This window comes from Paracoccus spongiarum (assembly GCF_030732095.1).
In the GTDB taxonomy this organism is placed as follows: Bacteria; Pseudomonadota; Alphaproteobacteria; order Rhodobacterales; family Rhodobacteraceae; genus Paracoccus; species Paracoccus spongiarum.
The window spans coordinates 1-26529 of record NZ_JAVAMQ010000012.1; the positions used below are offsets into that span (position 1 = coordinate 1).

General features: G+C 68.3%; 30 protein-coding genes and 1 tRNA gene. 14 read left to right on the forward strand and 17 right to left on the reverse strand.

The annotated features are described in order from the left end of the window. The 4 genes from Q5Y72_RS13250 to Q5Y72_RS13265 form a co-directional block, all read left to right on the forward strand. The coding region (locus Q5Y72_RS13250; protein ID WP_305963903.1) for an NAD(P)(+) transhydrogenase (Re/Si-specific) subunit beta at positions 1-225 on the forward strand (225 nt) is incomplete at its 5' end. A 209-nt stretch (positions 226-434) separates the two neighbouring features. After that, positions 435-1877 (forward strand): NCS1 family nucleobase:cation symporter-1, encoded by a 1443-nt coding sequence (locus tag Q5Y72_RS13255; RefSeq protein ID WP_305963904.1) that lies wholly within the window; start codon positions 435-437, stop codon positions 1875-1877. Between the two features lie 15 nt (positions 1878-1892). Next, positions 1893-3200, forward strand: coding sequence for a DUF3422 family protein (locus Q5Y72_RS13260; protein ID WP_305963905.1), 1308 nt, complete (start codon positions 1893-1895; stop codon positions 3198-3200). A 153-nt stretch (positions 3201-3353) separates the two neighbouring features. Next, positions 3354-3698, forward strand: coding sequence for an arsenate reductase family protein (locus Q5Y72_RS13265; protein ID WP_305963906.1), 345 nt, complete (start codon positions 3354-3356; stop codon positions 3696-3698). A 12-nt stretch (positions 3699-3710) separates the two neighbouring features. On the opposite strand, the gene Q5Y72_RS13270 is transcribed toward Q5Y72_RS13265, so the two are convergent. The 3 genes from Q5Y72_RS13270 to Q5Y72_RS13280 all read right to left on the reverse strand — a co-directional run bounded on the left by Q5Y72_RS13270 (position 3711) and on the right by Q5Y72_RS13280 (position 5502). Further along, on the reverse strand, positions 3711-4139 hold the full coding sequence (locus Q5Y72_RS13270) for a protein tyrosine phosphatase family protein (protein ID WP_305963907.1): 429 nt from the start codon (positions 4137-4139) through the stop codon (positions 3711-3713). Positions 4140-4270: 131 nt separating this feature from the next. Continuing rightward, positions 4271-4951: a phosphoglycolate phosphatase gene (gph, locus tag Q5Y72_RS13275; RefSeq protein WP_305963908.1), complete on the reverse strand. Its 681-nt coding sequence runs from the start codon at positions 4949-4951 to the stop codon at positions 4271-4273. Continuing rightward, complete coding sequence (locus Q5Y72_RS13280; RefSeq protein WP_305963909.1) at positions 4948-5502, reverse strand: thioredoxin family protein; 555 nt, start codon at positions 5500-5502, stop codon at positions 4948-4950. Before Q5Y72_RS13280 ends, gph begins: the two co-directional genes overlap by 4 nt. Positions 5503-6239: 737 nt before the next feature. Between Q5Y72_RS13280 and Q5Y72_RS13285 the strand changes: the two genes are divergently transcribed. The 6 genes from Q5Y72_RS13285 (at position 6240) to Q5Y72_RS13310 (ending at position 11011) form a co-directional block, all read left to right on the forward strand. Next, positions 6240-6482, forward strand: coding sequence for a BolA/IbaG family iron-sulfur metabolism protein (locus tag Q5Y72_RS13285; protein ID WP_305963910.1), 243 nt, complete (start codon positions 6240-6242; stop codon positions 6480-6482). A 79-nt stretch (positions 6483-6561) separates the two neighbouring features. Further along, positions 6562-6924, forward strand: a complete 363-nt coding sequence (gene grxD / locus Q5Y72_RS13290) for a Grx4 family monothiol glutaredoxin (RefSeq protein ID WP_305963911.1) — start codon at positions 6562-6564, stop codon at positions 6922-6924. A gap of 157 nt (positions 6925-7081) precedes the next feature. Then, positions 7082-8038 (forward strand): TAXI family TRAP transporter solute-binding subunit, encoded by a 957-nt coding sequence (locus tag Q5Y72_RS13295; protein ID WP_305963912.1) that lies wholly within the window; start codon positions 7082-7084, stop codon positions 8036-8038. A 12-nt stretch (positions 8039-8050) separates the two neighbouring features. Continuing rightward, positions 8051-10147 carry a TRAP transporter permease gene (locus tag Q5Y72_RS13300; protein ID WP_305963913.1) on the forward strand — a complete coding sequence of 699 codons (2097 nt, stop codon included), beginning with the start codon at positions 8051-8053 and terminating at the stop codon, positions 10145-10147. Next, positions 10144-10506 (forward strand): DUF1850 domain-containing protein, encoded by a 363-nt coding sequence (locus tag Q5Y72_RS13305; RefSeq protein ID WP_305963914.1) that lies wholly within the window; start codon positions 10144-10146, stop codon positions 10504-10506. Before Q5Y72_RS13300 ends, Q5Y72_RS13305 begins: the two co-directional genes overlap by 4 nt. Before the next feature lie 112 nt (positions 10507-10618). Continuing rightward, complete coding sequence (locus Q5Y72_RS13310; RefSeq protein WP_305963915.1) at positions 10619-11011, forward strand: hypothetical protein; 393 nt, start codon at positions 10619-10621, stop codon at positions 11009-11011. A gap of 92 nt (positions 11012-11103) precedes the next feature. Here Q5Y72_RS13310 and Q5Y72_RS13315 read toward each other — a convergent pair whose 3' ends face one another. The 3 genes from Q5Y72_RS13315 to Q5Y72_RS13325 all read right to left on the reverse strand — a co-directional run bounded on the left by Q5Y72_RS13315 (position 11104) and on the right by Q5Y72_RS13325 (position 12418). After that, positions 11104-11766 (reverse strand): phage holin family protein, encoded by a 663-nt coding sequence (locus Q5Y72_RS13315; protein ID WP_305963916.1) that lies wholly within the window; start codon positions 11764-11766, stop codon positions 11104-11106. A gap of 10 nt (positions 11767-11776) precedes the next feature. Next, a complete protein-coding gene (locus Q5Y72_RS13320) occupies positions 11777-12211 on the reverse strand; it encodes an ElaB/YgaM/YqjD family protein (RefSeq protein ID WP_305963917.1) in 435 nt (144 codons plus the stop codon). A 130-nt stretch (positions 12212-12341) separates the two neighbouring features. After that, positions 12342-12418, reverse strand: a tRNA-His gene (locus Q5Y72_RS13325). Positions 12419-12522: 104 nt separating this feature from the next. On the opposite strand from Q5Y72_RS13325, the gene Q5Y72_RS13330 reads away from it, so the two are divergent. Further along, positions 12523-12750, forward strand: a complete 228-nt coding sequence (locus Q5Y72_RS13330; protein WP_305963918.1) for a DUF6324 family protein — start codon at positions 12523-12525, stop codon at positions 12748-12750. Here Q5Y72_RS13330 and Q5Y72_RS13335 read toward each other — a convergent pair. From Q5Y72_RS13335 to Q5Y72_RS13365, 7 genes are all read right to left on the reverse strand, one after another. Then, complete coding sequence (locus Q5Y72_RS13335) at positions 12731-13180, reverse strand: MmcB family DNA repair protein (protein ID WP_305963919.1); 450 nt, start codon at positions 13178-13180, stop codon at positions 12731-12733. The genes Q5Y72_RS13330 and Q5Y72_RS13335 overlap by 20 nt on opposite strands. 478 nt (positions 13181-13658) lie before the next feature. Then, complete coding sequence (locus Q5Y72_RS13340) at positions 13659-14558, reverse strand: DUF481 domain-containing protein (RefSeq protein WP_305963920.1); 900 nt, start codon at positions 14556-14558, stop codon at positions 13659-13661. 416 nt (positions 14559-14974) lie between these two features. After that, on the reverse strand, positions 14975-15295 hold the full coding sequence (locus Q5Y72_RS13345; RefSeq protein WP_305963921.1) for a hypothetical protein: 321 nt from the start codon (positions 15293-15295) through the stop codon (positions 14975-14977). Positions 15296-15348: 53 nt separating this feature from the next. Next, positions 15349-15822, reverse strand: a complete 474-nt coding sequence (gene nusB, locus Q5Y72_RS13350; RefSeq protein ID WP_305963922.1) for a transcription antitermination factor NusB — start codon at positions 15820-15822, stop codon at positions 15349-15351. Then, positions 15819-16373: a 6,7-dimethyl-8-ribityllumazine synthase gene (locus Q5Y72_RS13355; protein ID WP_305963923.1), complete on the reverse strand. Its 555-nt coding sequence runs from the start codon at positions 16371-16373 to the stop codon at positions 15819-15821. Before Q5Y72_RS13355 ends, nusB begins: the two co-directional genes overlap by 4 nt. 4 nt (positions 16374-16377) lie before the next feature. Then, a complete protein-coding gene (gene ribB, locus Q5Y72_RS13360; protein WP_305963924.1) occupies positions 16378-17496 on the reverse strand; it encodes a 3,4-dihydroxy-2-butanone-4-phosphate synthase in 1119 nt (372 codons plus the stop codon). A gap of 86 nt (positions 17497-17582) precedes the next feature. Next, positions 17583-18182 carry a riboflavin synthase gene (locus Q5Y72_RS13365; protein WP_305963925.1) on the reverse strand — a complete coding sequence of 200 codons (600 nt, stop codon included), beginning with the start codon at positions 18180-18182 and terminating at the stop codon, positions 17583-17585. Positions 18183-18365: 183 nt separating this feature from the next. Here Q5Y72_RS13365 and Q5Y72_RS13370 point away from each other — a divergent pair, with 183 nt between their 5' ends. From Q5Y72_RS13370 to Q5Y72_RS13380, 3 genes are all read left to right on the forward strand, one after another. Next, entirely contained in the window at positions 18366-19700 is a 1335-nt protein-coding gene (locus Q5Y72_RS13370; protein ID WP_305963926.1) for a capsule polysaccharide biogenesis protein, read from the forward strand. Positions 19701-19803: 103 nt separating this feature from the next. After that, positions 19804-20925: a polysaccharide biosynthesis/export family protein gene (locus tag Q5Y72_RS13375; protein WP_305963927.1), complete on the forward strand. Its 1122-nt coding sequence runs from the start codon at positions 19804-19806 to the stop codon at positions 20923-20925. 7 nt (positions 20926-20932) lie between these two features. Continuing rightward, the gene (locus tag Q5Y72_RS13380) at positions 20933-22948 is read left to right on the forward strand and encodes a capsule polysaccharide biogenesis protein (protein ID WP_305963928.1); all 2016 of its coding nucleotides are present in this window, start codon (positions 20933-20935) and stop codon (positions 22946-22948) included. Here the strand turns inward: Q5Y72_RS13380 and ribD are convergent. The 4 genes from ribD to Q5Y72_RS13400 form a co-directional block, all read right to left on the reverse strand. Beyond that, positions 22924-23937 (reverse strand): bifunctional diaminohydroxyphosphoribosylaminopyrimidine deaminase/5-amino-6-(5-phosphoribosylamino)uracil reductase RibD, encoded by a 1014-nt coding sequence (gene ribD, locus Q5Y72_RS13385; protein WP_305963929.1) that lies wholly within the window; start codon positions 23935-23937, stop codon positions 22924-22926. The genes Q5Y72_RS13380 and ribD overlap by 25 nt on opposite strands. Positions 23938-23966: 29 nt before the next feature. Then, on the reverse strand, positions 23967-24431 hold the full coding sequence (nrdR, locus tag Q5Y72_RS13390; RefSeq protein ID WP_305963930.1) for a transcriptional regulator NrdR: 465 nt from the start codon (positions 24429-24431) through the stop codon (positions 23967-23969). Positions 24432-24553: 122 nt separating this feature from the next. Continuing rightward, positions 24554-24970 (reverse strand): secondary thiamine-phosphate synthase enzyme YjbQ, encoded by a 417-nt coding sequence (locus Q5Y72_RS13395; protein WP_305963931.1) that lies wholly within the window; start codon positions 24968-24970, stop codon positions 24554-24556. Further along, positions 24967-26460, reverse strand: a complete 1494-nt coding sequence (locus tag Q5Y72_RS13400) for a DNA recombination protein RmuC (RefSeq protein WP_305963932.1) — start codon at positions 26458-26460, stop codon at positions 24967-24969. Before Q5Y72_RS13400 ends, Q5Y72_RS13395 begins: the two co-directional genes overlap by 4 nt. Positions 26461-26529: the final 69 nt, after the last annotated feature.

Consider the following 26529-nt stretch of genomic DNA (forward strand, 5'->3'; position numbering starts at 1 on the left):
TCGAACGACATCGTGAACCCGGCTGCCCAGGACGACCCGAACAGCCCCATCGCCGGCATGCCGGTGCTGGAGGTGTGGAAGGCCAAGCAGGTCTTCGTCAGCAAGCGCGGCCAGGGCACCGGCTATTCCGGCATCGAGAACCCGCTGTTCTTCAAGGAGAATACCCGGATGTTCTATGGCGACGCCAAGGATTCGGTCAACAAGCTGCTGCCGATGATCGAGTGATCCCTTGCCGCCGGGCGTGCCATGCGCCCGGCGGCCCCTCTGCCCGACCGATTCGCGTCGGGCCTGCCCACAAGACGGGCATCCGGTCCACTCATAAGACCGCGAAACTGTTTCAAGCCTTTCGGCTATTTTCCTTGCCGAAATCTTCTTGATTGCACGCGCGGAGGCGCGCTGTGATGTGATTGTTAACAATTCACGGGGACAGCGCTATGAACCATTCAGACTATGTCCATGTCAGCAGCGGCGATCCGTCGCTTTACAACGAGGATCTGGCGCCCATCCCGCATGAGCGGCGCAACTGGGGTGCCTTCGAGATCTTCAACGTCTGGAACAACGACATCCAGAGCCTGTTCGGCTATACGCTGGCGGCGTCGCTGTTCCTGTCCTACGGGCTGAACGGCTGGCTGACCTTCACGGCCATCGTCGTGGCGGGCCTGCTGGTCATGTGGCTGGTGAACCTCTCGGGGCGGCCCTCTGTCCGCTATGGCATCCCCTATGCGGTGATGGCGCGGGCCTCGATGGGGGTGAAGGGCGCGCGGTTTCCGGCGCTGGTGCGCGGCATCGTCGCGATCTTCTGGTATGGAGTGCAGACCTATTTCGCCTCGACTGCGGTGGCGCTGGCGATCCATGCGCTGCTGGGGACCGAGGCCGGGGCAGGGGCAGGGGGCTTTCTGGGCCTCGGCGGCGTGGACTGGGTCGCCTACATCATCGTGGCGGGCTTTCAGATCGGGCTGTTCCTGATGGGCATCGAATGGGTCGGAAAGTTCCTCAACTGGGCCGGGCCCTTCGTCTATGTGGTGATGATCGCGCTGGCGCTGATGATCTGGTGGAAGGCCGGCAACGGCATCTTCGGCGAGATCGGGGCGATCTTCCAGGGCGGCGGCGAGGGCGATCGCGGCGCCGTCGCGGGCTTCATCGCGGTGGTCGGCACGATGGTCGCCTATTTCGCGGCAGTGGTCATCAATTTCGGGGATTTCTCGCGCTTCGTGAAGACCGAGGGCCAGATGCGGACCGGAAACTTCTGGGGCCTGCCGGTGTCGATGGCGTTCTTTTCCTTCATCGCGCTGTTCATCACCGCGGGCGCGGTGGTGCTGTTCGGCGAAAGGCTGACCGATCCGACCGCCATCGTCGCGCGGGTGGACAGCCTTGCCCTGACGCTGATCGCCGCGGTCACCTTCTTTGCCGCGACGGTCGGCATCAACCTCGTCGCAAATTTCATCCCTGCGGCCTATGACATCGCCAACATGTCGCCCTCGAAGATCAGCGCGAAGACCGGCGGACTGATCACGGCGGCGATCGCCTTCGTCATCGGTGCGCTGTGGGTGTCGCTGATCTCGCAGATCGGCATCGCGGGCTTCGTCGATACCCTGGGCGCGATCCTGGCGCCGCTGTATGGCATCCTGATCGCCGACTATTATGTGGTGCAGAAGCGACAGCTGGCAATCGATCAGCTTTTCACCGAAGACCCGTCGGGCCGCTATCACTATGATGGCGGGTGGAACATGCGGGCCATCGCGGCGGTCGGGATCGCCGCGCTGTTCTCGATCGGAACGGTGTGGCTGCCAGCCCTGCAGGCCCTGTCGGGCTTTGGCTGGCTGATCGGCGCGGTGCTTGGCGGGGTGCTGTACATCCTGCTGTGCGGCCGCAGGTAAGGACAGGAGAACGGCGTGGGCCCGGCAACCGAACATCCCTTGCGCTATGCGCTGGTGAATGAACTTCATGCCCGGCCCTCGCCACGCCTGAAAGCGCCCGCCACCTGCGTCTTCGTGGCCTTCAAGGAACCGCGCGACGCGGCCAGCCGCGACCGGCAGCGCGACGTGGACCACCTGACCGAACTCACCAACCGTCACGGCGGCCAGCGGCCCGATGCCGATGACAGCCATTACCAGGGCACCCTTGGCCGCCACGCGCTGAAATGGGAAAGCCATACCGAATTCGTGACTTACATGGCCACGACGCCGGGCCTGCCGATCCGGCCCTTCGATCCCAGCGCGGCGGCGATCTTTCCCGAGGAATGGCAGATGCACGCCCCGGGCAAGCGCGTCGCGGCGGTGATGGTGCAGATCGACCGCCTGCCTGACGATCCCGAAAAGGCGCTGGACCGGATGGGTGACTGGTTCGCGCGCGACAGCCTGACCGCCGTCTGGGTGCTTGAGGAAGCGGCGATGATCGCCGGCGATTTCCGCATCGACGCCGATGGCTGGATGCGCTTCGCGCTGTTCGTGCGTGCCGATGTCGGCGAAGGCCGGATCGGTCGCATCGTTCACCGCATCGTCGAGCTGGAGACCTATCGGGCCATGTCGATGCTGGGGCTGGGCCGCGCCCGCTCGCTCAGCCGCCGGCTGAACGAGGTCGAGCCGCGGCTGTCGGCGATCGTGGACGGCATGACTGACGACCACCGCCCCGCCGATACCGTGCTGCACGAGCTTCTGTCCGTCTCGGCCGAGCTTGAGGCGCAGGCGGTGCAGCACTCGTTCCGCTTCGGCGCGACCCGGGCCTATGAGGCGATCGTGATGGATCGCATCAATGCGCTGCGCGAGACGCGCTTCTATGGCCGGCAGATGCTGACCGAGTTCATGCGCCGTCGCTATCAGCCCGCGATGCGCACGGTGGCGTCCAACGAGGCGCGGCTGAAGGCGATGCTGGAACGCGCGGCGCGGGCGGGCGAATTGCTGCGCACCCGTGTCGATGTGGAACGTTCGGCCCAGAACCAGTCGCTGCTGGAACGCATGGATCGCCGCGCCGACCTGCAACTGCGGCTGCAGCATACCGTCGAGGGGCTGTCGGTGGTGGCGATCAGCTATTACGCGGTGGGGCTGCTCTCCTATGCGCTGTATCCGCTGGCTGCGGCCGCGGGGATCGACAAGGCCTATCTGATCGCGGCCGCGACGCCGGTCGCGGTGCTGCTGGTCTGGGGGGCGATGCGGCAGGTCCGCAAGCGGCTGCAGCGTCCGGGCGAGGGTCACGATTTGTGAATTGCGCCCGATCGCCCCTGTGGCGATAACCGCCCGGTGCCCCTTGCAGGAGACCTGACCCATGCGCCTTTTCCTTGCCCTTGCGGCGCTTCTGGGCCTTTCGGCCTGCGGCGTTCCCTTCGTCCCCTTCATCTGACCGACCGGAGTTTCGTGATGCCCGACACGCTGACGCTTTACGGCCTGCCGCATTGTTCGACCTGCCAGAAGGCGCAGGCCGCGCTTGAGGAGGGGGGCTGGACGGTGACGTTCCGCGACGTGCAGGCCGATCCCCTGTCCGAGGACGAACGCCGCCGCATGGTCGATGAGTTCGGCGACAAGATCATCAACCGCGCCAGCCTGACATGGCGCGGCATGTCCGACGAGGACCGCGCCCTCGATCCGGTCGCCATGATGGGCGCCAAGCCCAGCGTCATGAAGCGCCCCGCCATCGTTGCCGGCGATCAGCGCCTGTTGGGCTGGACGGCGAATGTCAAGCGGGCGCTGAACGTTCCCGCCTGAGCGGCTGCCGGCTCAGCGTTTCCGGCTGGCCAGCGAGGCGATCAGGGGCTGGACCGCCGACAGGTCGTAGCCTGCGGCGGTGGCGGTTTCGAGGATCTCGGCCTCGGGGCGCTTGCCCGCCTGGCTCAGCGCCCACAGGACCGTGCAGCGATGGCCGGACCGGCAATAGGCGATGGTCGGGCCGCGCCCGGCCGTCGCCTCGGTGAAGTCGGTGATCAGCTGCGGCGTGACCTGGCCGGGATGGAAGGGCAGGTAGTGATAGGCCATGCCCGCCAGATCGGCCGCCTTGCCCATCGCCTCGTGGTCGATCGAGGGGTCGATCTCCTCGTCGGGGCGATTGTTCACCAGCACCCGGAAACCCGCAGCCGCCAGGGCCGACACGTCCTCGGGCTGGATCTGGCCTGAAACCGCAAGGGTCGGGCTGAGCTGTCGCAGATCCATGGCGTCCCTCCTGATGGCGATGCCCCGGATTGGCGCCAAGCGCACCCGATTGTCAAGCGGGCGCGGCCTTGCGCGGCCCGCGGGGCCCGGTCGCGCCGCCCGATCGGGCAGCCCTGCGCGCCCGCCGCGCCTCAGGCGGCGGCATGGGCCTCGATCAGGCCGGGCAGGTGGGCGAAATCGTCGAAGACGGCGCGGTGCGGCAGCTGATCGATCGGGGTCAGCCGATAGCCGCGACTGTAGATCAGGAAGGGCACCGGCACCGCCGCGGCACAGGTCGCGTCGAATTCGCTGTCGCCGACATACAGCGCCTGCGGGGCCGCCGGGTCCGCGCCAAGCGCCGCGAAGGCCGCGCGCAGCGGTGCGGGATCGGGCTTCTTCTCGGGCAGGCTGTCGCCGCCGATCACGACGCCGAAGATCTGCCGGATTCCGAAATGATCCAGCACCGCATGGGTCGGCCCCAGCGGCTTGTTCGTGCAGATGCCCAGCGGATGGCCGCGATCAGCCAGCGCGCCAAGCGCCTCGGTCACGCCGGGAAACAGCCGCGTCAGCCGCGTCGCATCGTGATAGCGCACCATGAACGAGGCCATCATGTCGCGCCGCTGTTCCGCATCAAGGCCGGTGGCCGAGGCGATCCTGGCCCACAGCACCTCGACGCCGCCGCCGACGAAGCTGCGCACCCGGTCCAGCGTCAGCGGCGCCACGCCATGCTGGGTCAGCACCGCGTTCACGCAGGCATGGATGTCGGGCGCGCTATCGATCAGCGTGCCGTCGAGGTCGAAGACGACCGGGCAGGGGGCCATGCAGACTGTCATGCGCTTTTCCACTTGATTGAACATCCCATCGAGGGGATCTGATGCTCGGGCCCCTCGCCGGTCTCGGCGATCTGCAGCATCGCCTCGAGCAGTTCGCGCCGCGCATCGCCGGGTCCGGCCATGCGCGTCGAGGCGTCGAAGCGGCCGCGATACTGCAACCGCCCGTCGGCGTTGTATCCGAAGAAGTCGGGCGTGCATTCGGCGCCATAGGCCCGCGCCACCTGCTGGGTCTCGTCGTAGAGATATGGAAAGACGAAGCCGTGGCGGCGTGCCTCGGCCGCCATCTGCTCGGGGCCATCCTGGGGGTATTCGGCAACGTCATTGGCCGAGATCGCCACGACCCCGACGCCCGCGTCCTGCATCAGGCGCGCATCGCGCACGATCCGGTCGATGATCGACTGGACATAAGGGCAATGGTTGCAGATGAACATCACCAGCGTGCCGCGAGGACCGGCGACATCGGCCAGTGTGTATTGCTGCCCATCCGTGCCGGGCAGCGTGAAATCATGCCATGCGGCCCCGAAATCGCAGACCGGCGGGGAAACAGCCATGGACGCCTCCTTCTGATGCCCGGTGACTTTCGGGTGCTGCGACGCCGGCGGCAAGCCCCGAAATGGTGGCAGGCCATATCGCGCGGTCTGCCAGCGCACGGAACTCGGCAGCGCGGCGCCGAACAGTCCAGGATTCAGGATCTCGTTCGATTGCGGGATATTTCCAACCGCCTGCGCGCGGATGTTGATGCAATGTCGATGAACGCCGCACTGCGTGGCTGACCTGCCGCGGCGCGTGACATGCCTTGACACCAAGCGAAAGCGAATGGCGCTTCACACGGCATGAACGAGGTCCGCGGCCCAGGTGTGGCCCAGCAACAAGCCATCTTTGTTCCATAATACAGATTATCAAGATATCGGAGTGATCCTGCTTTGCAACCTTCGCACGCGCGCCGCAGGCAGTCAGGCACTGGCGCGCCCGACCGCTGCTGCCGACCCTCTCTGCGAAACAGGCAGCCGCGGCCCTGCCCGGTATGAACAGCGCAGGCAGCACGAGGCCCTCTGCGGCGGATGAGACCCCAGGCTACGGCAAGGGGCAGGTATCGGACAGCCTCGCGATCGGCATGTCCGTACCTGGTCGCCGGGTGATCGGACACTCGCGGATGCGTGGCGCGGCAGCCTTGCGGCACTGGCAGGATGCGCGTCGCCCGCGTCGAACCCAAGGACCGCCGCGCCGCAGCCTTGCGGGCCCTGCCCGCTTCACCTACATATGAGGGCAAAGCGAGAAGGACTGCTTTATGGCGATGGAAGCCCATGACATCGAGGCGCTGATCCGGGCGGCGTTCCCGGACGCGCAGATCACCATCACCGATCTGGCCGGCGACGGAAACCACTACGCCGCCGAGGTGATCGACGAAAGCTTCCGCGGCAAGAACCGGGTCCAGCAGCAGCGCGCCGTCTATGCCGCCTTGCAGGGCCGGATGGACGGTCCCGCGGGCGAATTGCACGCGCTGGCCCTGACCACGAAGGCCCCCGACTGAGCGGCTGGCGCCCTGCCCCGCAGCCCCGACAATCGGCCCGCCCGCCGCGGGCCAGAAGACCGAAAGAAGGACCGACGCGATGAGCGATGTGACGACCAGAATCCAGGAGATCGTGGACACGGCAGACGTGGTCCTGTTCATGAAGGGCAGCAAGGAGATGCCGCAATGCGGCTTTTCAAGCCGGGTCGCGGGCGTGCTGAACTACATGGGCGTGGATTACCGCGACGTGAACGTGCTGGCCGACGAGGCGGTGCGCCAGGGGATCAAGGAGTTCTCGGAATGGCCGACGATCCCGCAGCTTTACGTCAAGGGTGAGTTCATCGGCGGCTGCGACATCGTCACCGAGATGACCCTGTCGGGCGAACTGGACCAGCTGTTCGATCAGAAGGGCGTCGGCTACGACAAGGATGCGGCCGACAAGATCCGCGCTGCCAACGCCTGATCCGAAAGCCTTTCCAATGGTTTGCGCGCGCGCGCCGCAATCTGCGGGGCGCGTGCCGGTCTGTCTCTCACCCGCCGTCACGGTGGCGATTGGCCTTTGACCTGTGCGGCATTCCCCCCTAACCTTTTCGAAACAAAAGGCATCAGGGAGGAAAATGATGACCATTCGCAACCGGGTCGTGGCCGTCGCGGCGGGGCTGGCTCTGGCGGCGCTGCCGGGGCTGGCCGGCGCGCAGCAGTTCATCAACATCCTGACCGGCGGCACCTCGGGTGTCTATTACCCGGTCGGCGGCGCGCTGTCGAAGATCTATACCGAGGCGATGCCCGACGCGAAGGTTCAGGTGCAGGCCACCAAGGCCAGCGTCGAGAACCTGAACCTGCTGCAGCAGGGCAAGGGCGAGATCGGGATCTCGCTGGGCGACAGCGTCAAGCTGGCGGTCGAGGGCAACGCCGAGGCGGGCTTTCCGCAGCCGCTGGACAAGCTGCGCGGCATTTCGGCGATGTATCCGAACTTCATCCAGATCGTCGCCAGCCAGGACAGCGGCATCAAGACCCTGGCCGACCTGAAGGGCAAGGCGCTCAGCGTCGGCGCGCCCAAATCCGGCACCGAGCTGAACGCCCGCGCGATCCTCGCGGCCGCCGGGATGAGCTATGAGGATCTAGGCAAGGTCGAATACCTGCCCTTCGCGGAATCGGTCGAGCTGATGAAGAACCGCCAGCTTGACGCGACGCTGCAATCGGCGGGGCTGGGCGTGGCCTCGCTGAAGGATCTGTCGACCTCGATCCCGATCACCGTGGTCTCGGTGCCCGAGGATGTGGCGGCCAGCCTCGGAGCGCCCTATGTTGCCGAGACGATCCCGGCCAACACCTATGACGGCCAGGCCGAGGCGGTGCCAACGGTGGCGGTCATCAACTACCTCGTCAGCTCGGACGCGGTCAGCGATGATCTGGCCTACCAGATGACCAGATCGATGTACGAGAACCTCGACGAGCTGGCGGCCGCCCATGCCGCCACGGCGGGCATCGACGTCAAGAATGCGCTGCAGGGCATGCCGGTGCCGCTGCATCCGGGCGCCAAGCGCTATTATGACGAGGTGGGCGTCGCGGCGGAATAGGGCGCCTCGCGCATGGATCGCCCCGCCGACATGGACCGGACCCCGCCGCCCGACCCGGCGTCGGGTCCGGCCCTTCACGATCCGCTGGCCGACAGCTTTCCTCCGGGCCTCGAGGGGCGGCTTCTCTACTGGATCGCGGTCGCCTTCTCGCTGTACCAGATCGCCATTGCGGCGCATGTGGTCAGCCTGTCCAGCCAGATCCAGAGGGCGCTGCATCTGGGGTTCCTGATGCTGCTGTGCTTTCCGCTGCTGGCGGCGCTGCGGCGGGGCGGGCCCGCCACGCGCGCCCTTGCCTGGGTGCTGGCCGGGCTGGGCGTGGTGGTGGCCGGGTATCAATGGGCCGAATACGTGCCGCTGATGATGCGGTCGGGCAGCCTGAACCAGATCGATGTCGTCATCGGCATCCTCGCCCTCATCACCACCTTCGCCGCGGCCTGGGTGGTGATGGGGCCGGCCCTGCCGATCGTGTCGGGGCTGTTCCTCGTCTATGCGCTGTTCGGGCAGTATTTCCCGGGCCCGCTGGTGACCCGCGGCTATGACCTGGCGCAGGTGGTCGAACAGATGTCCTTCGGCACCGAGGGCATCTATGGCACGCCGCTTTACGTCAGTGCGACCTACATCTTCCTGTTCATCCTGTTCGGCGCGTTTCTCGAGAAGGCGGGCATGATCCGGCTTTTCACCGATGTCAGCCTTGGCCTTGTCGGGCATCGCATGGGCGGGGCGGCAAAGGTCTCGGTCATCAGTTCGGGGCTGATGGGCACCATCTCGGGCTCCGGGGTGGCCAATGTCGTCACCACCGGCCAGTTCACCATCCCGCTGATGAAAAGCTTCGGCTATCGTGCGGCCTTCGCGGGCGGCGTCGAGGCCACCGCCTCGATGGGCGGGCAGATCATGCCGCCGGTGATGGGCGCCGTGGCCTTCATCATGGCCGAGACCCTGGGCGTCGCCTATGTCGAGGTGGTCCGCGCCGCGATCATTCCGGCGCTGCTGTATTTCGCCTCGACCTTCTGGATGGTCCATCTGGAGGCCGGGCGGCGCGACCTGCGCGGCATGGCGCGCGAGGATCTGCCCTCGGCGCGCCGCGCCCTGCGCGAGGGCTGGTATCTGATCCTGCCGCTGGCGGTGCTGGTCTGGCTGCTGTTCTCGGGCTACACGCCGCTGTTCGCGGGCACCGTCGGCCTCGCGCTGACGATCATGCTGATCCTGGGCGCCTCGGCGGCGCTGGGCCTGCCCGAAGGCATGCTGCGGGCGATCTTCTGGATCGGGCTCGGACTGGTCGCGGCCAGCTTCCTGCGCTTTGGCAACAACGCGCTGTGGACGGGAATCGGCGCGCTGCTGGTGTGGAACGCCGCGCGGGCGGGGGGGCGACAAACCATCCGGCAGGTCGTCGACAGCCTCGCCGACGGGGCCAAGACCGCCCTGCCCGTCGGCGTCGCCTGCGCGCTGGTGGGCGTCATCATCGGCACCATGACGCTGACAGGCGCGGCCAATACCTTCGGGCTCTACATCGTGTCGGTGGGCCAGAACAGCCTGATCCTGTCGCTGGTCCTGACCATGATCACCTGCATCGTGCTGGGCATGGGCATCCCCACGATCCCCAACTACATCATCACCTCGACCATCGCGGCGCCGGCGCTGCTGCAACTGGGTGTGCCGCTGATCGTCAGCCACATGTTCGTGTTCTATTTCGGCATCCTCGCCGACCTGACGCCGCCGGTCGCGCTGGCCTGCTTTGCCGCGGCCCCCATCGCGCGCGAGAACGGGCTGAAGATCAGCTTCGAGGCCGTCAAGGTCGCCGCGGCGGGCTTCGTCATCCCCTACATGGCCGTCTACACCCCGGCGCTGATGCTGCAGGATGGAGGGCCGATGGCGCAGGCGGTCGGCTATGTGCCCGCCGTGGCCTATATCGTGGTGAAATGCGTCATCGCCATCGGGCTGTGGGGCATCGCGGTGATCGGCTGGTTCGGGCGCAGGCTGGCGGTCTGGGAACGACTGCTGGCGGCGGCGGGTGCGGTCGCGCTGATCGCGGCGCTGCCGGTCACCGACGAGATCGGCTTCGGCCTGTTTCTCGCCTTTGCCGCGCTGATCCGGCTGCGCCGCCCGCGATGAGCGCCTGCCTGCTGGCCGGGATGGTCGTCCTCGCGCTGTCTGGTCCGGAATTCCGGCTTGAATGGACCCATTCTGTCGAACGCCAGACCTGGCGCGAGACCTGGAGGATCGACGAGGACGGGCTCATGCGGCTGACCCGCGCCGCCGTGAAGGGCAGCGGCGCGGGGATGGAGCCGGGGCCGGGTGCGGTCCTGGAAGACGGCTGGTGGGTCTGGTCGCCCGCCCTGCCCGCGCAGACCTCGCTGCTGCTGGCCGCCAGCGGCGCCACCGGTCAGGGCTGGCGGCTGTGCGATGCGGCGCGCTGCCATGATCTGGGCCGGACCGCCTCGGCGCCGATCCGCCTGCGCCCCTGCCCCTGAATCCGGTCGGCGCTGCCGCGCGGCGCCAGGTTCACAAAGGTTTAATTGCATTGCGCGGTCTGCAATGGGATGGTGACAGCTGGATCACCGGCAACCGACAGGAGTCGCTACGATGTCGGACCAGACATTTCGCTTTCTGCTCATCGAAAAGGATCTCTTCGTCGCCCGCGACATGCAGGAAGGGCTGCGCATGGCGCTGCCGGATTGCGACATCCGATGCCTGTCGCTGCCCGAGGATATCCACGGTGCACTCGCCGAGACCGAGGCGCAGAACGGGTCCGCGCCGCGCGTGGTGATCGTCACGAAGCTTTCGGTGGACCAGATCGACCTGCTGGGCCTGACCGACGCCGCCAGCCGCCACCGGGCCGAGATGGTCGTGCGCCGTGGCGACGACCCTCCCGAGGCAGTGGCTGCGCGCGGCTGGTTCAGCCTCGCCTCGCCCTTCACCTGGGACGATCTCAGCGATCTGGCGGGCGACCTGCGGGGCCGCAGATCCGCGGCCTGACAGGGCGGGGTCAACGATCCCGGACATGCAGATGGCGGCCCCGGGGGCCGCCATTGCCGTTTCAAGAAGCGGTGCCTGCGGGGCGCGCGGGCCTACATCACGTCATCGGGATCAAAGTCGCGATCCGCAGATCGCCGGCCTTCCTGCAGCCGTGCGGCGATGGTCACACCGACGGCGAAGGCGCCGATCAGCTTGGCCATGCTGCCTGCATTGCTGCTGCTGGCACGGGTCGCGCCCTGTCTCACCCGCGCAACCCCCTCGCGGGCGGCCTGCAGATTGCCGCTGGTCAGCCCGACGGTCTGCGCCGTGTCGCGCACAAGGCCGGTGACGCGACGCTCGGCATCCTCGGCCAGCTTGTTGGCGCGGTATCCCGCATCGTCCATCAGCGCGTGGACGCGGTTCTGGGCCATGTCCGCGAGCCGCGCGGCTTCGGCGCGTGCGCGGTCGGCGGCGGCATCGGCCGCCAGCGAGACGCGCGCCTCGACCTCGCGTTTCAGCTCGTCGGTCGTGGGCATCGCGTGGCGCTTGCGCCCTGCCATCGCCATCAGGATCGCGGCACACAGCAGCAGCCCGCCCCCGACGATCAGCGATGCCATGGCCGAGCCAAGTGCCATCTCGACCGCAAGCCAGGACCACAGCGCGGCGATAAGGAAGCCCAGCGCGACGGCCACCACCACGCCGGCGGCGGCCTTCATCCCAAGGCGCCTGCCGGCATCGGACACGGCCAGTTGCAGCTTCTGCGCGTAGTCGAACATGCCGGACGACTTAGCGACGTGCCAGGATCAGGCCGACCAGGAACCCGATCCCCGCCGCGATGCCCAGCGATTGCGCGGGGTTGCGGCGCACCATCTCGGACAGCTCGTCATAGCGTTCCTCGGCGTAATGGGCGACTTCCTCGGCCTTGCGCTGGCCCTCGACATACAACCGGTCGGCCTCGTGCCGGACGCGCTCGGCATATTCGCCGCCCTTCTCGCGGGCACGCTCGACATATTCGCGTCCGGTTTCGCGGGCCGTCTCGGCCAGTTCCGCGCCGCGATCAAGGATCCTCTGGGCGCCAGAATTGTCGGCGAGGCGATCCGCGGTGTCGCGCACCTCGTCGGCGACGCGACGCGCGCCTTCGCGCAGGTCGTCCTTGGCCTCGCGGGCGGCAGCCTGGGCATCGCGCTGAAACTTCTCGGTCGTCTGGTTCATGTCAGCCATCTGAATGTCCTTTCCGCAGGTCCAGTCCTGCTTCGGATGGGAAACCCGAAGGCCATGCCCATTGTTCCACCGATGCGCAGAAAAATGGCGCGTCGGGGCCGGAAGGGACGAGGTCGGCGTCGAAGGGAGATGGTACCGCCTCCCCGGCTTGAACGGGGGACCTCTGGATCCACAATCCAGCGCTCTAACCAACTGAGCTAAGGCGGCACGGATGCGTCCTTTAACGCCGCGACGGCGTGGTTGCAAGCCTCACTTGCCGCCAAAATCCCCGCGCGCTAGAGAAAGCGTCACAGAACAGCAAGGATCGCGCCGTGAGCATCAACAGCGAAAGCAACATCGCCGCCAACCTTCAGGTGGGGCCGACCGACAAGGGTATGGTGCGCATCTATGTCGAGGCGCCGGGCATCGACCTGCCGCTGGATTTCGAGCCCGAGGAAGCCATCGAGATCGCCGAAGAGCTGATGGCGGCGGCCGAGGCGGTCAGCCAGACGCGCGGCAAGGCGGGCAAGCCCGGCAAGCCTAAGGGGCCGCGCCGCTGACCAGCCCCGGATCGGCCAGACCCTGCAGCCGCAGCGAGGCCACCCGCGCGATGTCGCGCGTCAGCCGGGCCCGGCGCGGGGCCGCAAGCCGCGTCTCGGGGGCCATCCGGGCGATCTCGGCGCCGTAGGGGTCGGCCAGGATCAACCCGCCCTCTTCAGGCAGCAGCCCTAGCGGAAAATCGACATCCACCGCCCAGAAATAGCGGTCGCACCAGCCCAGATAACCCTGCCATTTGCGGTCGGCGCGCAGGTCGGCGCGGCTGCTCTTGCATTCGACGATCCAGATCTCGCCCTTCGGCCCGATGCTGATCAGGTCGACCCGCAACCCGCGGACGGGCACGAATTCGCACAGCACCGCATGGCCAAGGCCCACCAGCAGCCGCGCCACGCCGCGGGCCAGGCGCTGGCCCGGCAGCGCGGGCAGCGGCACTGGCGGGCAGGAATTCGGCGTCGGGCCGGGGTCAGGCGGGGGGCGATCCATGCCACAGCCTAGAACAAAACGACAACGTCGCGCAAGCGGCCCCTGTCGGGACGGTCGCCATTGCCTGCTTGAAAGCGCGGGGCCGAACGCCTATCTGTCGAGGCAGGCGGGCTTCTGCTCTTCTCGCGATCGGCCTTATTTCCACTGGCCTATAATCTTTCCGAGGGGGCTGGCTCTGGCGTGACCCTGGTCTCGTTAACCGGCGCCCACCTGGTACTCCAGGCTTTCGGGAAATCTCGTGCCGCCGCGGTTGCTGCGGTTCCCGCCGCCATCTTCCTAGATCGACACCGCCCGGGCGGGCATCGCGGCGCCACAGCCTGGCGGGGTGTGCGATGCGCCGTGCCGCCCTGCGGCCCCGGCCTGTCACGCGCACATGAAAAAGGGGCGGGATGGCCCGCCCCTTTTCCAGAAGTTTCCGATCCGGGGATCAGAAGCCGTAGACGACGGCCAGACCCAGCGTGTTGTCGGTGCGGATGGCGCGGTCCGACTGGTACTCGGTGGTGTAGCTCATGCGGGTGGCCAGCTGGTCCGAGACCTTGAAGTTCACACCGAACTCGTTGGTCGCGATGTCGTTGGCGTCCGACGACAGGATGTCCGTGTCGTTGGTGATGAACACGTTCTCGTTGAAGCGGTGATACAGGCGCGACGACGCGATGTAGCCCGTTTCGGTGTCCGAGTCGTCCGACAGGTACTGCGCGCCGGTCTGCGTGTAGCGGACGCCGACACCGGCCTGGACGCGCCAGGTGGTCGTGTCGGTGTTGATGATGCGGTAGCCCGGACCGAAGCCCAGGAAGCCGTCGCGGCGCAGGTCGGTCAGTTCTTCGGCCGGATCGTCGCCCGGTGCGTTCGCAACGCCGTCAACCAGACCGTCGATCTGGAAACGACCCAGGGCGAAGGCATAGAACTGGTCGTTGAAGTAGTACTGCGCGTCATAGATCGCGCTGACTTCTTCCTGATCCTTGTTGCCGTTGTCGTCCTCGCCGAACTCGATGGCCAGACCGAGGCTTTGCGCGAAGGGCGCCTGGTTGTAGGACACGCGGCCGGCCAGGGCGAAGTCCTGGTTCTCGGTGTTGCCGGTGCGGCCGGTATAGCTCAGCGACATGTTGCCGAACAGGCCCTGACGGCGGTCGGCGGGGCCGAAGCGGTCGGCATCGGCCGAACGGTCGAAATCGTCCGTGACCGCGTCCTCGATGTCGGTGATGCGATCGTCGACGGCCGACACGCCCACGGCATCGGCGCCGGTCGCGATCTCGGTCTGGGCGAAGGCGGGCACGGACAGGGCGGCCAGAAGGGCGGCAGTGCCGGTCAGCAGGGTAACTTGTTTCATCTCGAACCTCACAAACTGGGTTTCCTTGTCCTGGCATCCTGAAGGCGCCAGTGCATCTCTGCTGTCGGTTAATCTAGCGGCTTGCCGCGCGGTTCAAACCCCGCCGCGCAAGCGCGGGAAATGCCAAAAAAGTGAGGATATTGTGGCATTCTCGCCATGCGCGGGAAGTTGCCGAAATATTAACGTGAGGGGCGGATGAGGAACTTTGCGCGTCACGGTGGAAGGACAGGAATTGATTGCGTTTTTGGCTATTTCCGCGGGCGCCGGAGCGCCGGGGGACATGAAAAGCGCGGAAATATCGCCGTGATTGCCTGATTAATGGGCAGACAAAACACGCGGGCCGCGGTGGCGAAATGTTGCAGTTTGGGCACGGATGCGTGTGATTTTTGTGGCCGCTGCCCGGCCGCGCGGGCGCCTCAGCGACGCCGGGCCGGTGCGGCAACCGTCGCGGGAATGACGCGGGGCGGATACGCGGCTGCCCGCGTCGGCCGCCGTTGTCCGCCGCGCGGCGGCGGCGCATCTGCCAGCCGCATCACCGCGATCGCGAACTGCACGCCGCCAAAGACGATCGCGTTGAAGAACACCAGAAGCCCCGCGCCCAGCCATCCCGAGGTGCTGCCGAGGACCAGCCGGCGCAGCCCGGCCACGTCGAGCCAGACCAGCAAACCGGTGAACAGCATGGCCAGCACGACCCCGGTCGCGACGCTGGCGGTGTAAAGGCGGACAAGGCGCGGCATGGCTTCCCCCCGGAGGCGACCCGACCAGTCTAGCGCAAGGAGGCCGGTCCTGCCTAGCCTGCGAATGCCTCGGGGCGCAGGTCGCGGGCCACATGGTCCAGCACCGCGTTGACGAATTTCGCCTCTTTCCCGTCCGGAAAGAAGGCCTGCGCCAGTCGCACATATTCGACGATCACCACCTTGGGCGGCGTCGAGGGGGTGACCAGCTCGGCCCCGGCGGCCCGAAACAGGGCCCGCAGCACCGGGTCGATCCGGTCGATCGGCCATTTGGCGACCAGACCGCGATCGGTGGCCTGGTCGATGCGCGACTGCCAGGTGACCGCGTCATCGACGATCCTGCCAAACAGCCGCTCGTCGGCCTCGGGCGCGCGGCCATCCTCATCCTCGGCGCCGATGCGGAAGGTGCGGAATTCGGTCTGCACGCGGTCCGAGGATTGCCCTGCGGCCTCCATCTGGAACAGCGCCTGCACCGCGTAAAGCCGCGCCGCGGCGCTGAGGGCGCGGCGGTCTGGTCGTGCGCCGCTCATGCCTGTCCCTGCCCTTCAAGCCGCCCGGCCAGGCGGATCAGGTCGCGATCGGCCTCGGGCGCGGTCGCGGGCCGCGATGCCGCGGGCCAGCGCCGGGTCAGCGCCACCAGATGCAGCGCCGCCGCCGCCGCGCCGCCGCCCTTGTCCTGCCCGCCCGGATCGGCCCGCACCTCGGCCTGGGCGACATTCTCGACCGTCAGGATGCCGTTGCCGATGCATAACCCCTGCAGCCCCAGCAGGGTCAGCGCGCGCGAACTGTCGTTGCAGACGGTGTCGTAATGGGTCGTCTCGCCCCGGATCACGCAGCCAAGCGCCACGAAGCCGTGATAGCCCGCCTGCCGCGAGGCGATGCCGATCGCCGCGGGAATTTCCAGCGCGCCGGGCACCTCGATCACGTCGAGGCTGGCGCCGGCCTGCGCCGCGATGGCGCGCGCGCCCGACAGCAGCCCCGCGGCGATGTCGCGGTAATAGGGCGCGACCACCGCCAGCAGCCGCACCGGTGCGTCGAATTCGGGCAGCGCAAGCTGGTGATGCGGGGTGTTCGAGGCCATGTTCTCAGTCCTTCGGGATAGGCCGGGTGGAATGGATGGAAAGACCGTAGGCGTCAAGCCCCACCACCTTCACGGGCGCCGAATTCGTCAGCAGCACCAGTTCCGACAGCCCCAGCGCCGACAGGATCTGCGCGCCCAGCCCATATTGCCGCAGCGTATGCGGGCCGACCGCACCCGGCTCGGCCAGCGCATGATCGAGGTCGCGCAGCAGCACCACCACGCCACGCCCCTCGCGGGCGATCTCGGCCATCGCGGCGGGCAGGCTGCCGGCATCCTCGCGGCCGATCCCCAGCACGTCGTGCAGCGGGTCCAGCGCGTGCATCCTGACCAGCACCGGCCCGGGCGCCGTCAGGTCGCCCTTGGTCAGCACGATATGCTCGGCCCCCTGCGTCTCGTCGGCAAAGATGCGCATCATCCAGTCGCCGCCATGGACCGACTGCACGGCCCGCTGGCCGCGTTCGGCGATCAGGTTGTCGTGCCGGCGGCGATAGCGGATCAGGTCGCTGATGGTGCCGATCTTCAGCCCGTGCTTCTGAGCAAAGCCCACCAGGTCGGGCAGCCGCGCCATGCTGCCATCCTCGTTCATGATCTCGCAGATGACCCCCGAGGCGTTCAGCCCGGCCAGCCGCGCGATGTCGACCGCGGCCTCGGTATGGCCCGCGCGCACCAGAACGCCGCCCTCCCGGGCGCGCAGCGGAAAGATGTGGCCGGGCGTGGCGATGTCGCCGGCGCCCTTGGACGGGTCGATGGCGACGCTGACCGTGCGCGCGCGGTCATGGGCGCTGATGCCGGTGGTCACGCCCTCGCGCGCCTCGATCGACATGGTGAAGGCGGTTTCGTGGCGCGACGAGTTCTTGGGGCTCATCAGCGTCAGCCCCAGCGCGTCGATGCGATCGCCGGGCAGCGACAGGCAGATCAGGCCGCGGCCATGCGTCGCCATGAAGTTGATCGCGTTCGGCGTGGCCATCTGTGCGGGAATGACAAGGTCGCCCTCGTTCTCGCGATCCTCGTGGTCGACAAGGATGAACATGCGGCCGTTGCGGGCATCCTCGATGATGTCCTCGATCGGCGAGATCGCCTCGCCCAGATCGCGTTCTACCTGACCTGGCTGTTCGTAGTGCATGTCGTCTTCCCTCGAAATGCCGCCCCGCCGGCATCCGGGCCGGCGCCTCGCGGTCCTTGCATCCTGCCGGCGCCGGGCCGCCGTCCCTACCCTGCCCCGGCCTCGGCCAGCCGCGCGACATAGCGCGCCAGCGTGTCGATCTCGAGGTTGACGGCATCGCCCGCCTGCGCGGCGCCCCAGGTGGTGACCTGCCGTGTATGCGGGATCAGGTTGACGCCGAAGCTGTTGCCCGACACCTCGTTGACCGTCAGCGACGTGCCGTTCAGCGCCACCGAGCCCTTCGGCGCGATGAAGCGCGCCAGCGCCGCCGGTGCCTCGAAGGTCAGGCGCAGGCTGTCGCCCTCGTGCCGGGCGGCGGTGATCCGGGCCACCCCGTCGACATGGCCGCTGACGATATGGCCGCCAAGCTCGTCTCCCACGCGCAGCGCGCGTTCCAGGTTGATGCGCCTGCCGACCGCCCAGCCCGCCGCACCGATGCTGGTCCTGGCCAGCGTCTCGGCCGAGATGTCGACGTCGAACCAGTCGCCGCCCTTGGCCACCACCGTCAGGCAGACCCCGTCGCAGGCGATCGAGGCGCCGATCTCGACCCCCGCCATGTCATAGCCGCAGCCGATCCGCGCCCGCATGTCGCCGCGCATCTCGACCGCGCGCACCGTGCCGATATCCGTGATGATCCCGGTAAACATCGCCTGCCCCGTCTTTCCCGCCTTGACCTAGGCCATCACCCGGCGCCGCGCAAGCGCCCCGGCGGCCGCAGGGACGTGCCGGAACATGTCGATCATGGCGCAAAATTGTGGAAATCTTAACCCCGCCATGCGATGCAGGGCCGGATTTCAAGCCAGACATGGCGCGTTGCGAGCCGAAACCAGATGCTTCACCAGAATTTTCCGCCCCGACCCGTCCCGCCCGCCCGGCCGGATGACGGCGCGCAGCGGGTCTTCCTGATGCTGCAGGGACCGCATGGCCCGTTCTTCGATCGCCTCGCCACGCTGCTGCGGGCGGCCGGCGCGATCGTCTGGCGCTGCGCCTTCAACGCGGGCGATGCCTTCTTCTGGTCCGATGCCGCATCGCTGCTGCATCACGACACCAGCCTGGCAGACTGGCCCGACCATCTGGACCGCATCCTGGCCGACCGCGGCGTGACCGACATCGTGCTGTATGGCGACGTGCGCGCGATCCACGCGGCCGCACGCGACGCAGCAGCGGCGCGCGGGCTGCGGCTGCATGTCTTCGAGGAGGGCTATCTGCGCCCCTATTGGGTCAGCTATGAACGCGGCGGCTCGAACGGGAACTCGGCGCTGATGCGGATTCCGCTTTCGCAGATGCGCGCCGCGCTGCGCGATTCGGTCAACGAGGTGCGCCGCCCGCCCGCGCAATGGGGCGACATGCGCCACCACAAGTTCTATGGCGCCTTGTATCATTTCCTGGTGCTGACCGCGAACGGCCGCTATCGCGGCTATGCCGGGCATCGCGGTATCCCGGTGCTGCAGGAATTCCGGCTGAACCTGCGCCGCCTGCTGCTGTCGCCGCTGCACAATGCCCGCACGGCGCTGCAATGGCGGCGCTGCAAGTTCGCGGGCTGGCCCTATTCGCTGGTGCCGATGCAACTGGAACACGACTCGAACTTCCTCGGCCATTCGCCCTTCACCCGCAACAGCCAGTTCATCGCGCAGGTGGTGGCCGAATTCGCGCATTCCGCGCCCCGCCACCACCACCTGCTGTTCAAGGCCCATCCGCTGGAGGACGGCCGGGCCGGCAATCGCCGCGCGATCATCGACGCGGCGCACAGCCACGGCATCGGCGACCGGGTCCATTACCTGCGCGGCGGCAAGCTGGCGGAACTGCTGGCCCATGCGCGCTCGGTGGTGACGGTGAACTCGACCGCGGCCCAGCAGGCGCTGTGGCGCGGCATCCCCGTCAAGACCCTGGGCCACGCGATCTATGCCAAGCCCGGGATCGTGTCCGACCAGAGCCTGGCCGAGTTCCTGGCCAGCCCGACGCCACCCGACCCGAACGCCTACCGGACGCTGCGCGACTATCTTCTGAAGACCAGCCAGATCCCGGGCGGCTTCTATGCGCGCCGGTCGCGCGCCCACACGCTGCGGCTGGTGGCCGACATGATGCTGTCGCCCGACGATCCCTACGAGGCCCTGGACAAGGGACATGTCGCACATCGGCACCAGATCGCCGACGACAATGGGTGAAACCCAAGGAATTGGTGGTATCGGGCGGGCGGGACCGATAGATTGGCGCAAAACCGGGCAGGCAGCCGGACAGAGGCAAGACAGGAGTTCAGAGGTGACAGTTATGACGTCAAGGGCCGGCATCCTGCGGCTGGGCATGATGGTGGCACTTTCGCTGGTGGCGGCCTGCGGATTGCCGCGGTCGGGTCCGAACAAGAAGGAAATCTACGCCGGCGCGGTCGAACGCGGCGGCAATGCCCATGTGATCTATGTGAACGATCACGTCACCCGGACCACGAATTTCGTGCCCGCCTACGGCTTTTCCAGCAGCTTCCGCAACGCCGGCCAGGTGGGCGCGGACGAGATCCGGGCCGGCGACGTGCTGGGCCTGTCGATCTGGGAAAACGTCGATGACGGGCTGCTGACATCGCTTGGCACCAGCTCGACCTCGCTGCAGGAGATCCAGGTTGACAGCGCGGGCTATATCTTCGTGCCCTATGCCGGCCGCATCCGCGCGGCGGGCAACAGCCCCGACCAGCTGCGCGAGATCATCACGCAGCGTCTCAGCGCCCAGACCCCCGACCCGCAGGTGACCGTCTCGCGCGTCGCCGGCAACGGCGCCACCGTCTCGGTGATGGGCAAGGTGATGGCGCAGGGTGTCTATCCGATCGAACGGCCGACCCGCACCCTGTCGGCCATGCTGGCCGGTGCCGGCGGCGTCTCGATCGAACCCGAGATCGCGGTCGTCACCGTCAAGCGCGGCAATGAACAGGGCAAGGTCTGGCTGACCGATCTCTACAGCAGCCGCGCCAACGACATCGCGGTGCGGCCCGGCGACATCATCCTGGTCGAGGAGGATCAGCGCAGCTTCACCGCACTGGGCGCGATCGGCGGGCAGACGCGGGTGCCTCTGGGCAACGACATGATCAACGCGGTGGAGGCGATCGCCATGGTCGGCGGCCTCGCCACCGCGCTGGCCGATCCCAAAGGCGTCTTCGTGCTGCGCGACGAACCTGAATCGGTCGCCAGCCGGGTTCTGGGCAAGCCGGTCTACGGCACCCAGCGCATGGCCTATGTGCTGGACCTGACCCGCCCGAACGGGCTGTTCCTGGCGCGCGACTTCCTGATCCGCGACAGCGACACGATCTATGTCACCGAAGCGCCCTATGTTCAGTGGAACAAGACCATCGCCGCCATCACCGGCAGCGTGGACTCGGCCGACTCGGTGGCCAGCTTCGGCGAATAAGACGCGGATGGACGATCCGACAGCGATGGCCGCCGGGGACAATCCCCGGCGGCTTTGCGTTTTCAACGCGGGCTTCTGGCGAGGTCCGCGGCTGCGGCGCATCCTGGGTCTGGCGGGATGGACCCCCGTTCTCGGCTGGCCGCGCGCGGGCGATGCCGTGGGCGTCTGGGGTGCGAGCCCCACGGCCTGGCGCGGCCGGGCGGTCGCGGCGCGCTGCGGCGCCGATCTGGTCACCGTCGAGGATGCCTTCCTGCGATCCATCCTGCCGGGTCGGGCGCGCGGCAGGCTGGCGCGACGCGGCCCGATCGGCTTGCTGATCGACGATCAGGGCCTGCATTTCGATCCCGCGCGCCCCTCGCGGATCGAGACCCTGGCGGGCAGCTGCGGCGACGACCCGGCGCTGCTGCATCGCGCGGCACGCGGCATCGCGCGGCTGCGTCACCTTGATCTGTCGAAATACAACAGCCACCGTCCCGACCTTCCCGCGCCCGAGCCGGGCCATGTACTGGTCATCGACCAGACTCGCGGCGATGCCTCGCTGATGGGTGCCGGGCGCGAGGCCTTCCTGCGGATGCTTGCCGCGGCGCGGGCCGAGCATCCGGGCGCCCGAATCCTGCTGCGCAGCCATCCCGAAACCAGCGCGGGACTGCGCCCCGGCCATCTGACCGTTGCCGACCTGCACCCCGGCGATCTGCTGTGCGACGCGGCGATATCGCCCTGGCGGCTGGTCGAGGGCGCGCGGGCCGTCTATGCGGTCAGCTCGCAGCTGGGTTACGAGGCGATCCTGGCCGGCCAGCGCCCGCGCCTGTTCGGACGCCCCTTCTATGCCGGCTGGGATCTCAGCGACGACGAAACGCCGCCGCCGCCCGACCGGCGCGGTCGCACCACCCGCGAGGCGCTGTTCGCGGCAAGCCACCTGCTGGCGCCTGTCTGGTACGACCCCTGCCTTGACCGGCTGACCGATTTCGAGGGGGCGACCGACCAGATCGAGGCCGAGGCGCGCAGTTTCCGGCAGGATCGCGACGGCCATCTGGCCTATGGGATGCGGCTGTGGAAACGGCGCTTCATCGGGCGGGAATTCGGCGATGCGCGGCCCGTCCGCTTCACCGCGCGGCCCTCGCCACAGGTCACGCTGGCCTGGGCGGGGCGGTGCGGCGACGTGCCCCATGCGGCCCGGGTCGAGGACGGCTTCCTGCGTTCGCGGGGCCTTGGCGCCGCGCTGGTGCCGCCGCTGTCGCTGGTGGCGGACGATCTGGGCATCTATTACGATCCCGCGCGTGAAAGCCGCCTCGAACGGCTGATCGCGGCGGGCCCCCCGCCCGGGGGCGCCGCGCGCGCCGCCCGCCTGATCGCCGTCATCCGGCAGGCGCGGCTGACGAAATACAACCCCGCACCCGGCACGACGCTTTCCCCGCCGCCCGATCGACGGCCCTGTATCCTGGTGCCGGGGCAAGTCGAGGACGACGCCTCGATCCGCCTCGGCGCGGTCGCGGAACGGGGCAATCTCGCGCTGCTGCAGCGAACGCGGCGCGAGAATCCGGGCGCCTTCCTGATCTACAAGCCGCATCCGGACGTCGTTGCCGGGCTGCGGCCGGGGGCGATCGAGGCCCCGGCGCTGGCGGGCCTTGCCGATCGCGTGGCGGCGGAGGACGACACCGTCGCCCTGCTGGGGATCGTGGACGAGGTCTGGACCATCACCTCGACCCTGGGGTTCGAGGCGCTGCTGCGCGGGGTTCCGGTCACCACCCTCGGCATGCCCTTCTATGCCGGCTGGGGGCTGACCCGCGATCTTTCGGCGCCACCCGCGCGGCGGCAGGCGCGGCCCGATCTGGCGGCGCTGGCCCATGCCTGCCTGATCGCCTATCCGCGCTATCGCGATCCGGTGACGGGGCTGCCCTGCCCGCCCGAGATCGCGGTGCATCGGCTGGCCGATCCTGCCCTGCCGCGGCGCGCGCCCGCCCTGCGGACGCTGTCAAAGCTGCAGGGCGCGCTGTCGGGTCACAGCTGGCTGTGGCGGTCCTGAGCGGGATCGTCGGTGACGCGACGCCAGCGATGCATCAGGTCGTCGCCAAGCCGGCGGCTCTCGACCAGCCGAAACCGCGGCGCAGAGGCAAGCCGCTCCAGCCCCAGCGGGCCGATCGCGGGCCGACCCTCGGCGCCAAGCGCAAGCCCGGCCGTATAGCCGACCAGCTGATCGACCGCGCCTGCGCCCAGCATGCCCGCCGCCAACTGGCCGCCGCCCTCGCAGAACAGCCGGGTGATCCCGCGCCGCGCCAGCTCGCGCATGATATCGGAAATGTCGCCCTCGACCTGCCACAAGGGTCCATGCGCGGCATCCTCGGCGGGCAGGTCCGGCAAGGGCCGGCGGCTGGCGATGACGCGCACCGGCTGGAGCGGCGCGCCGAGGCCGCGCACGTTCAGCGACGGCCGGTCGGCCCGCGCCGTGCCGCCGCCGACCATGATCGCGTCATGCATGAGGCGCAGCAGATGCACGTGCCGTCGCGCAGGGGGACCCGTGATCCACTGGCTTTCGCCGCGCGCCGTGGCAATGCGACCGTCAAAGCTGCTGGCCAGCTTAAGGGTGACGAAGGGCCGCCCCCGCGTCAGCCGCGACAGGAATCCGGCCTGCAGCTCGCACGCCGCGGCCTGAAGCACGCCCTCGCGGACCTCGCACCCAGCCGCCCGCAGCATGGCATGGCCGCGCCCGGCCACACGCGGGTCGGGGTCGGTCAGCGCGCTGACAACGCGGCGGACACCGGCGGCGATCAGCGCCTCGGCGCAGGGCGGGGTGCGGCCGTGATGGGCACAGGGTTCCAGCGTGACATAGGCGGTGGCGCCGCGCGCCCGCGGGCCGGCCTGCGCCAGCGCCATCGCCTCGGCATGGGGGCGGCCGCCGGGCTGGGTCCAGCCGCGGCCGACCACCTCACCCTGCGCGACCAGCACGCAACCGACCGCCGGATTGGGCCAGACATTGCCGAGGCCGCGCCGCGCCAGGCGCAGCGCATGGGCCATGTGCCGACCGTCGTCGTGATGCCCAGGGCTCAATCGTTGGCCGCGCCGGGGCGCAGTTCCGACACGAACTTGTCGAAATCGTCTGCGTCCTGGAAGTTCTTGTAGACGCTGGCGAAACGCACATAGCCCACATTGTCGATGCGCGACAGCGCCTCCATCACGATCTCGCCGATCAGCTTCGAGGGGATGTCGGTCTCGCCGGTGCTTTCCAGCCGACGCACGATGCCCGAGATCATCTGCTCGATCCGCTCGGGTTCGACCGGGCGCTTCTGCATCGCGATCCGGATCGAGCGGGCCATCTTGTCACGGTCGAAATCCTCGCGCTTGCCATTGGTCTTGACGACGACCAGATCGCGCAGCTGGACCCGCTCATAGGTGGTGAAGCGGCCGCCGCAGGCCGGGCAGAAGCGTCGCCGCCGGATCGCGACGTGATCTTCGGCCGGGCGCGAATCCTTGACCTGCGTATCGACATTTCCGCAAAACGGGCAGCGCATCTGTTGTCCCCTCGGCCCCTTGGATCGCAGCAACTATAGGCAGCCCGGCAGCAGTTGGGTAGCGTTATCCACAGCCCACTAGATGAGCGATGACATCTCTGTGACCTGAAAGCCGCGATGGGTCAGCCTGCCCGGAAATGCGCGGCGACCTGCCGCAAATGGGGCGCGCGGCGATGTTCGACCAGGTAGACCCCCTGCCACCGGCCCAGCATCATCCGCCCCGACGCGACCGGGACCTGCAGGCTGACCGGCAGGATGGCGGCCTTGAGATGGGCTGGCATGTCGTCCGGCCCCTCGTCGCGATGCGTGAGCCAGCGCATCGAGGGGTGGTCGGCGGGCGGCGCGATGCGGTCAAGCCAGCCCAGCAGGTCGCGGCGCATATCGGGATCGGCGTTTTCCTGGATCAGCAGCGAACATGAGGTGTGGCGCACCATCAGCGTCAGCACGCCATCGCCCGCGTCGTGCAGCCAGTCGGCCAGCTCGCCGGTCATCTCGTGCAGGGCCGGGCCGGCGGTGGCGATCTGGAACTGGCGGATCACTCGGCCGCCTCGGTTCCGGGCGGCGTCAGGGCCGCAAAGGCCTCGTCCGGGGGGTCGCGGTCATGGTCCAGGGCGATCTGCTTCTGGGTGCGCGCGCCAAGCTCGCGCAGCATCTCGACCTGGCGGATGACATTGCCCGAGCCGCGGCTGAGCCGGTCCATCGCCTGGCCGTGGGCGCGCGCGGCCTGATCCAGCGCCTTGCCGACGCCCTCCATCGAATCGACGAAGCCCGCGACCTTGTCATAGATCGCCCCGGCCCGCCGCGCGATCTCCAGCGCGTTGGTCTCGCGCCGCTCGACCGCCCAGATATGTTCCACGGTGCGCAGCGTCAGCATCAGCGTGGTCGGCGTGGTCAGTCCGATGCCGCGTTCCAGCGCGGTCCGCGCCAGCGAGGGATCGGCCCGCAGCGCCTCGGAGAAGGCGCCCTCGATGGGAATGAACATCAGCACGTAATCGACAGAGGCGTCATCCATGCGATGATAGCCCTTGTCGCCAAGCGTCGCGATATGAGTGCGGATCGCGGCAACATGGCGGCGCAGCGCCTCGGCCGCCAGATCGGGATCGTCGCTGTTCACCGCGACCTCGTAATCGTTCAGCGACACCTTGCTGTCGATCACCATGACCTTGTCGCGGGGCATCCTGACCACGACATCGGGGCGCCACAGCTTGCCCTCGTCGTCGCGCCAGCTGGCCTGCATCTCGTAATGGGTGCCCGACAGCAGCCCCGATTCCTCGAGGATGCGTTCCAGCACCATCTCGCCCCAGGCGCCCTGCCGCTGCTTCTCGCCCTTCAGCGCGCGTGTCAGGTTGACGGCCTCGCGCGAGATGTCCTCGGACCGGCGATGCAGCGAGAGGATCTGTTCGCGCAGCCGCGCGCCCTCTTCGTCCAGCACCTTGTTGCGGGTCTGCAATTCCGTCTGGAAACGATGGACCTGGTCGCGGAACGGGTTCAGCAGCGCGGCCAGCTGTTCGCCCTGCGCCTTCTGCATGTCCGACTGCTGGACCCGCAGCGTCTCGGCAGAGAGCAGCCTGAACTGGCCGGTCATCTCGTCGCGCAATTCGCGCAAGGTGGCGATTTCGCGGGCGGCGGCCTCGCGGTCGTTCTCGGCCCGCAGGCGGGCCTCGGCCAGTTCGGTCTGCAACCGGCCCATCTGCTGGCGCGACTGGTGCAGCGCGTCGGTCAGCCCGTCGCGTTCCTCGGCCAGTTCGGCAAGCCGCGCCGAGAGGCCGTCCAGCCGCACCTCGGCCTGCCCGGCCCGCAGTTCATGCGCGCCCCCCCGGTCGGTCGCCTCGGCCAGCCGCTGGCGCAGGGCCGCCGCCTCGGCCGTCTCGCGCGCAAGCTGGGCCTGCAGCGCCAGCATGCCGCGCCGCCAGCGTGCCGCCAGATACCAGGCCAGCCACAGCGCCGCGACCGCCGCCGCCAGAAGCGCCTGCACGGTGGCAAGGTCGCCGAACCACAGGGCCAGTCGTTCCGTCAGGTCTGCGGGCATGTCCGATCCGTCTGCAGTCGCGCGTCACGTGCAACTGTTCACGCTTTGTGCCGGAAGCGCAACCCCCGG

What these genes read in the sequence shown, in the direction of transcription:
- Q5Y72_RS13285 (WP_305963910.1), top strand. Translation starts at nt 6,240, where the DNA reads ATGGCGATGGAAGCCCATGACATCGAGGCGCTGATCCGGGCGGCGTTC.
- Q5Y72_RS13375 (WP_305963927.1), top strand. Translation starts at nt 19,804, where the DNA reads ATGACGTCAAGGGCCGGCATCCTGCGGCTGGGCATGATGGTGGCACTT.
- Q5Y72_RS13305 (WP_305963914.1), top strand. Translation starts at nt 10,144, where the DNA reads ATGAGCGCCTGCCTGCTGGCCGGGATGGTCGTCCTCGCGCTGTCTGGT.
- grxD (WP_305963911.1), top strand. Translation starts at nt 6,562, where the DNA reads ATGAGCGATGTGACGACCAGAATCCAGGAGATCGTGGACACGGCAGAC.
- Q5Y72_RS13320 (WP_305963917.1), bottom strand. Translation starts at nt 12,211, where the DNA reads ATGGCTGACATGAACCAGACGACCGAGAAGTTTCAGCGCGATGCCCAG.
- Q5Y72_RS13310 (WP_305963915.1), top strand. Translation starts at nt 10,619, where the DNA reads ATGTCGGACCAGACATTTCGCTTTCTGCTCATCGAAAAGGATCTCTTC.
- Q5Y72_RS13340 (WP_305963920.1), bottom strand. Translation starts at nt 14,558, where the DNA reads ATGAAACAAGTTACCCTGCTGACCGGCACTGCCGCCCTTCTGGCCGCC.
- gph (WP_305963908.1), bottom strand. Translation starts at nt 4,951, where the DNA reads ATGACAGTCTGCATGGCCCCCTGCCCGGTCGTCTTCGACCTCGACGGC.
- Q5Y72_RS13355 (WP_305963923.1), bottom strand. Translation starts at nt 16,373, where the DNA reads ATGGCCTCGAACACCCCGCATCACCAGCTTGCGCTGCCCGAATTCGAC.
- nrdR (WP_305963930.1), bottom strand. Translation starts at nt 24,431, where the DNA reads ATGCGCTGCCCGTTTTGCGGAAATGTCGATACGCAGGTCAAGGATTCG.
- Q5Y72_RS13370 (WP_305963926.1), top strand. Translation starts at nt 18,366, where the DNA reads ATGCTTCACCAGAATTTTCCGCCCCGACCCGTCCCGCCCGCCCGGCCG.
- Q5Y72_RS13255 (WP_305963904.1), top strand. Translation starts at nt 435, where the DNA reads ATGAACCATTCAGACTATGTCCATGTCAGCAGCGGCGATCCGTCGCTT.
- Q5Y72_RS13270 (WP_305963907.1), bottom strand. Translation starts at nt 4,139, where the DNA reads ATGGATCTGCGACAGCTCAGCCCGACCCTTGCGGTTTCAGGCCAGATC.
- Q5Y72_RS13315 (WP_305963916.1), bottom strand. Translation starts at nt 11,766, where the DNA reads ATGTTCGACTACGCGCAGAAGCTGCAACTGGCCGTGTCCGATGCCGGC.
- Q5Y72_RS13265 (WP_305963906.1), top strand. Translation starts at nt 3,354, where the DNA reads ATGCCCGACACGCTGACGCTTTACGGCCTGCCGCATTGTTCGACCTGC.
- nusB (WP_305963922.1), bottom strand. Translation starts at nt 15,822, where the DNA reads ATGAGCGGCGCACGACCAGACCGCCGCGCCCTCAGCGCCGCGGCGCGG.
- ribB (WP_305963924.1), bottom strand. Translation starts at nt 17,496, where the DNA reads ATGCACTACGAACAGCCAGGTCAGGTAGAACGCGATCTGGGCGAGGCG.
- Q5Y72_RS13400 (WP_305963932.1), bottom strand. Translation starts at nt 26,460, where the DNA reads ATGCCCGCAGACCTGACGGAACGACTGGCCCTGTGGTTCGGCGACCTT.
- Q5Y72_RS13280 (WP_305963909.1), bottom strand. Translation starts at nt 5,502, where the DNA reads ATGGCTGTTTCCCCGCCGGTCTGCGATTTCGGGGCCGCATGGCATGAT.
- Q5Y72_RS13295 (WP_305963912.1), top strand. Translation starts at nt 7,082, where the DNA reads ATGACCATTCGCAACCGGGTCGTGGCCGTCGCGGCGGGGCTGGCTCTG.
- Q5Y72_RS13380 (WP_305963928.1), top strand. Translation starts at nt 20,933, where the DNA reads ATGGACGATCCGACAGCGATGGCCGCCGGGGACAATCCCCGGCGGCTT.
- Q5Y72_RS13345 (WP_305963921.1), bottom strand. Translation starts at nt 15,295, where the DNA reads ATGCCGCGCCTTGTCCGCCTTTACACCGCCAGCGTCGCGACCGGGGTC.
- Q5Y72_RS13300 (WP_305963913.1), top strand. Translation starts at nt 8,051, where the DNA reads ATGGATCGCCCCGCCGACATGGACCGGACCCCGCCGCCCGACCCGGCG.
- ribD (WP_305963929.1), bottom strand. Translation starts at nt 23,937, where the DNA reads ATGGCCCATGCGCTGCGCCTGGCGCGGCGCGGCCTCGGCAATGTCTGG.
- Q5Y72_RS13365 (WP_305963925.1), bottom strand. Translation starts at nt 18,182, where the DNA reads ATGTTTACCGGGATCATCACGGATATCGGCACGGTGCGCGCGGTCGAG.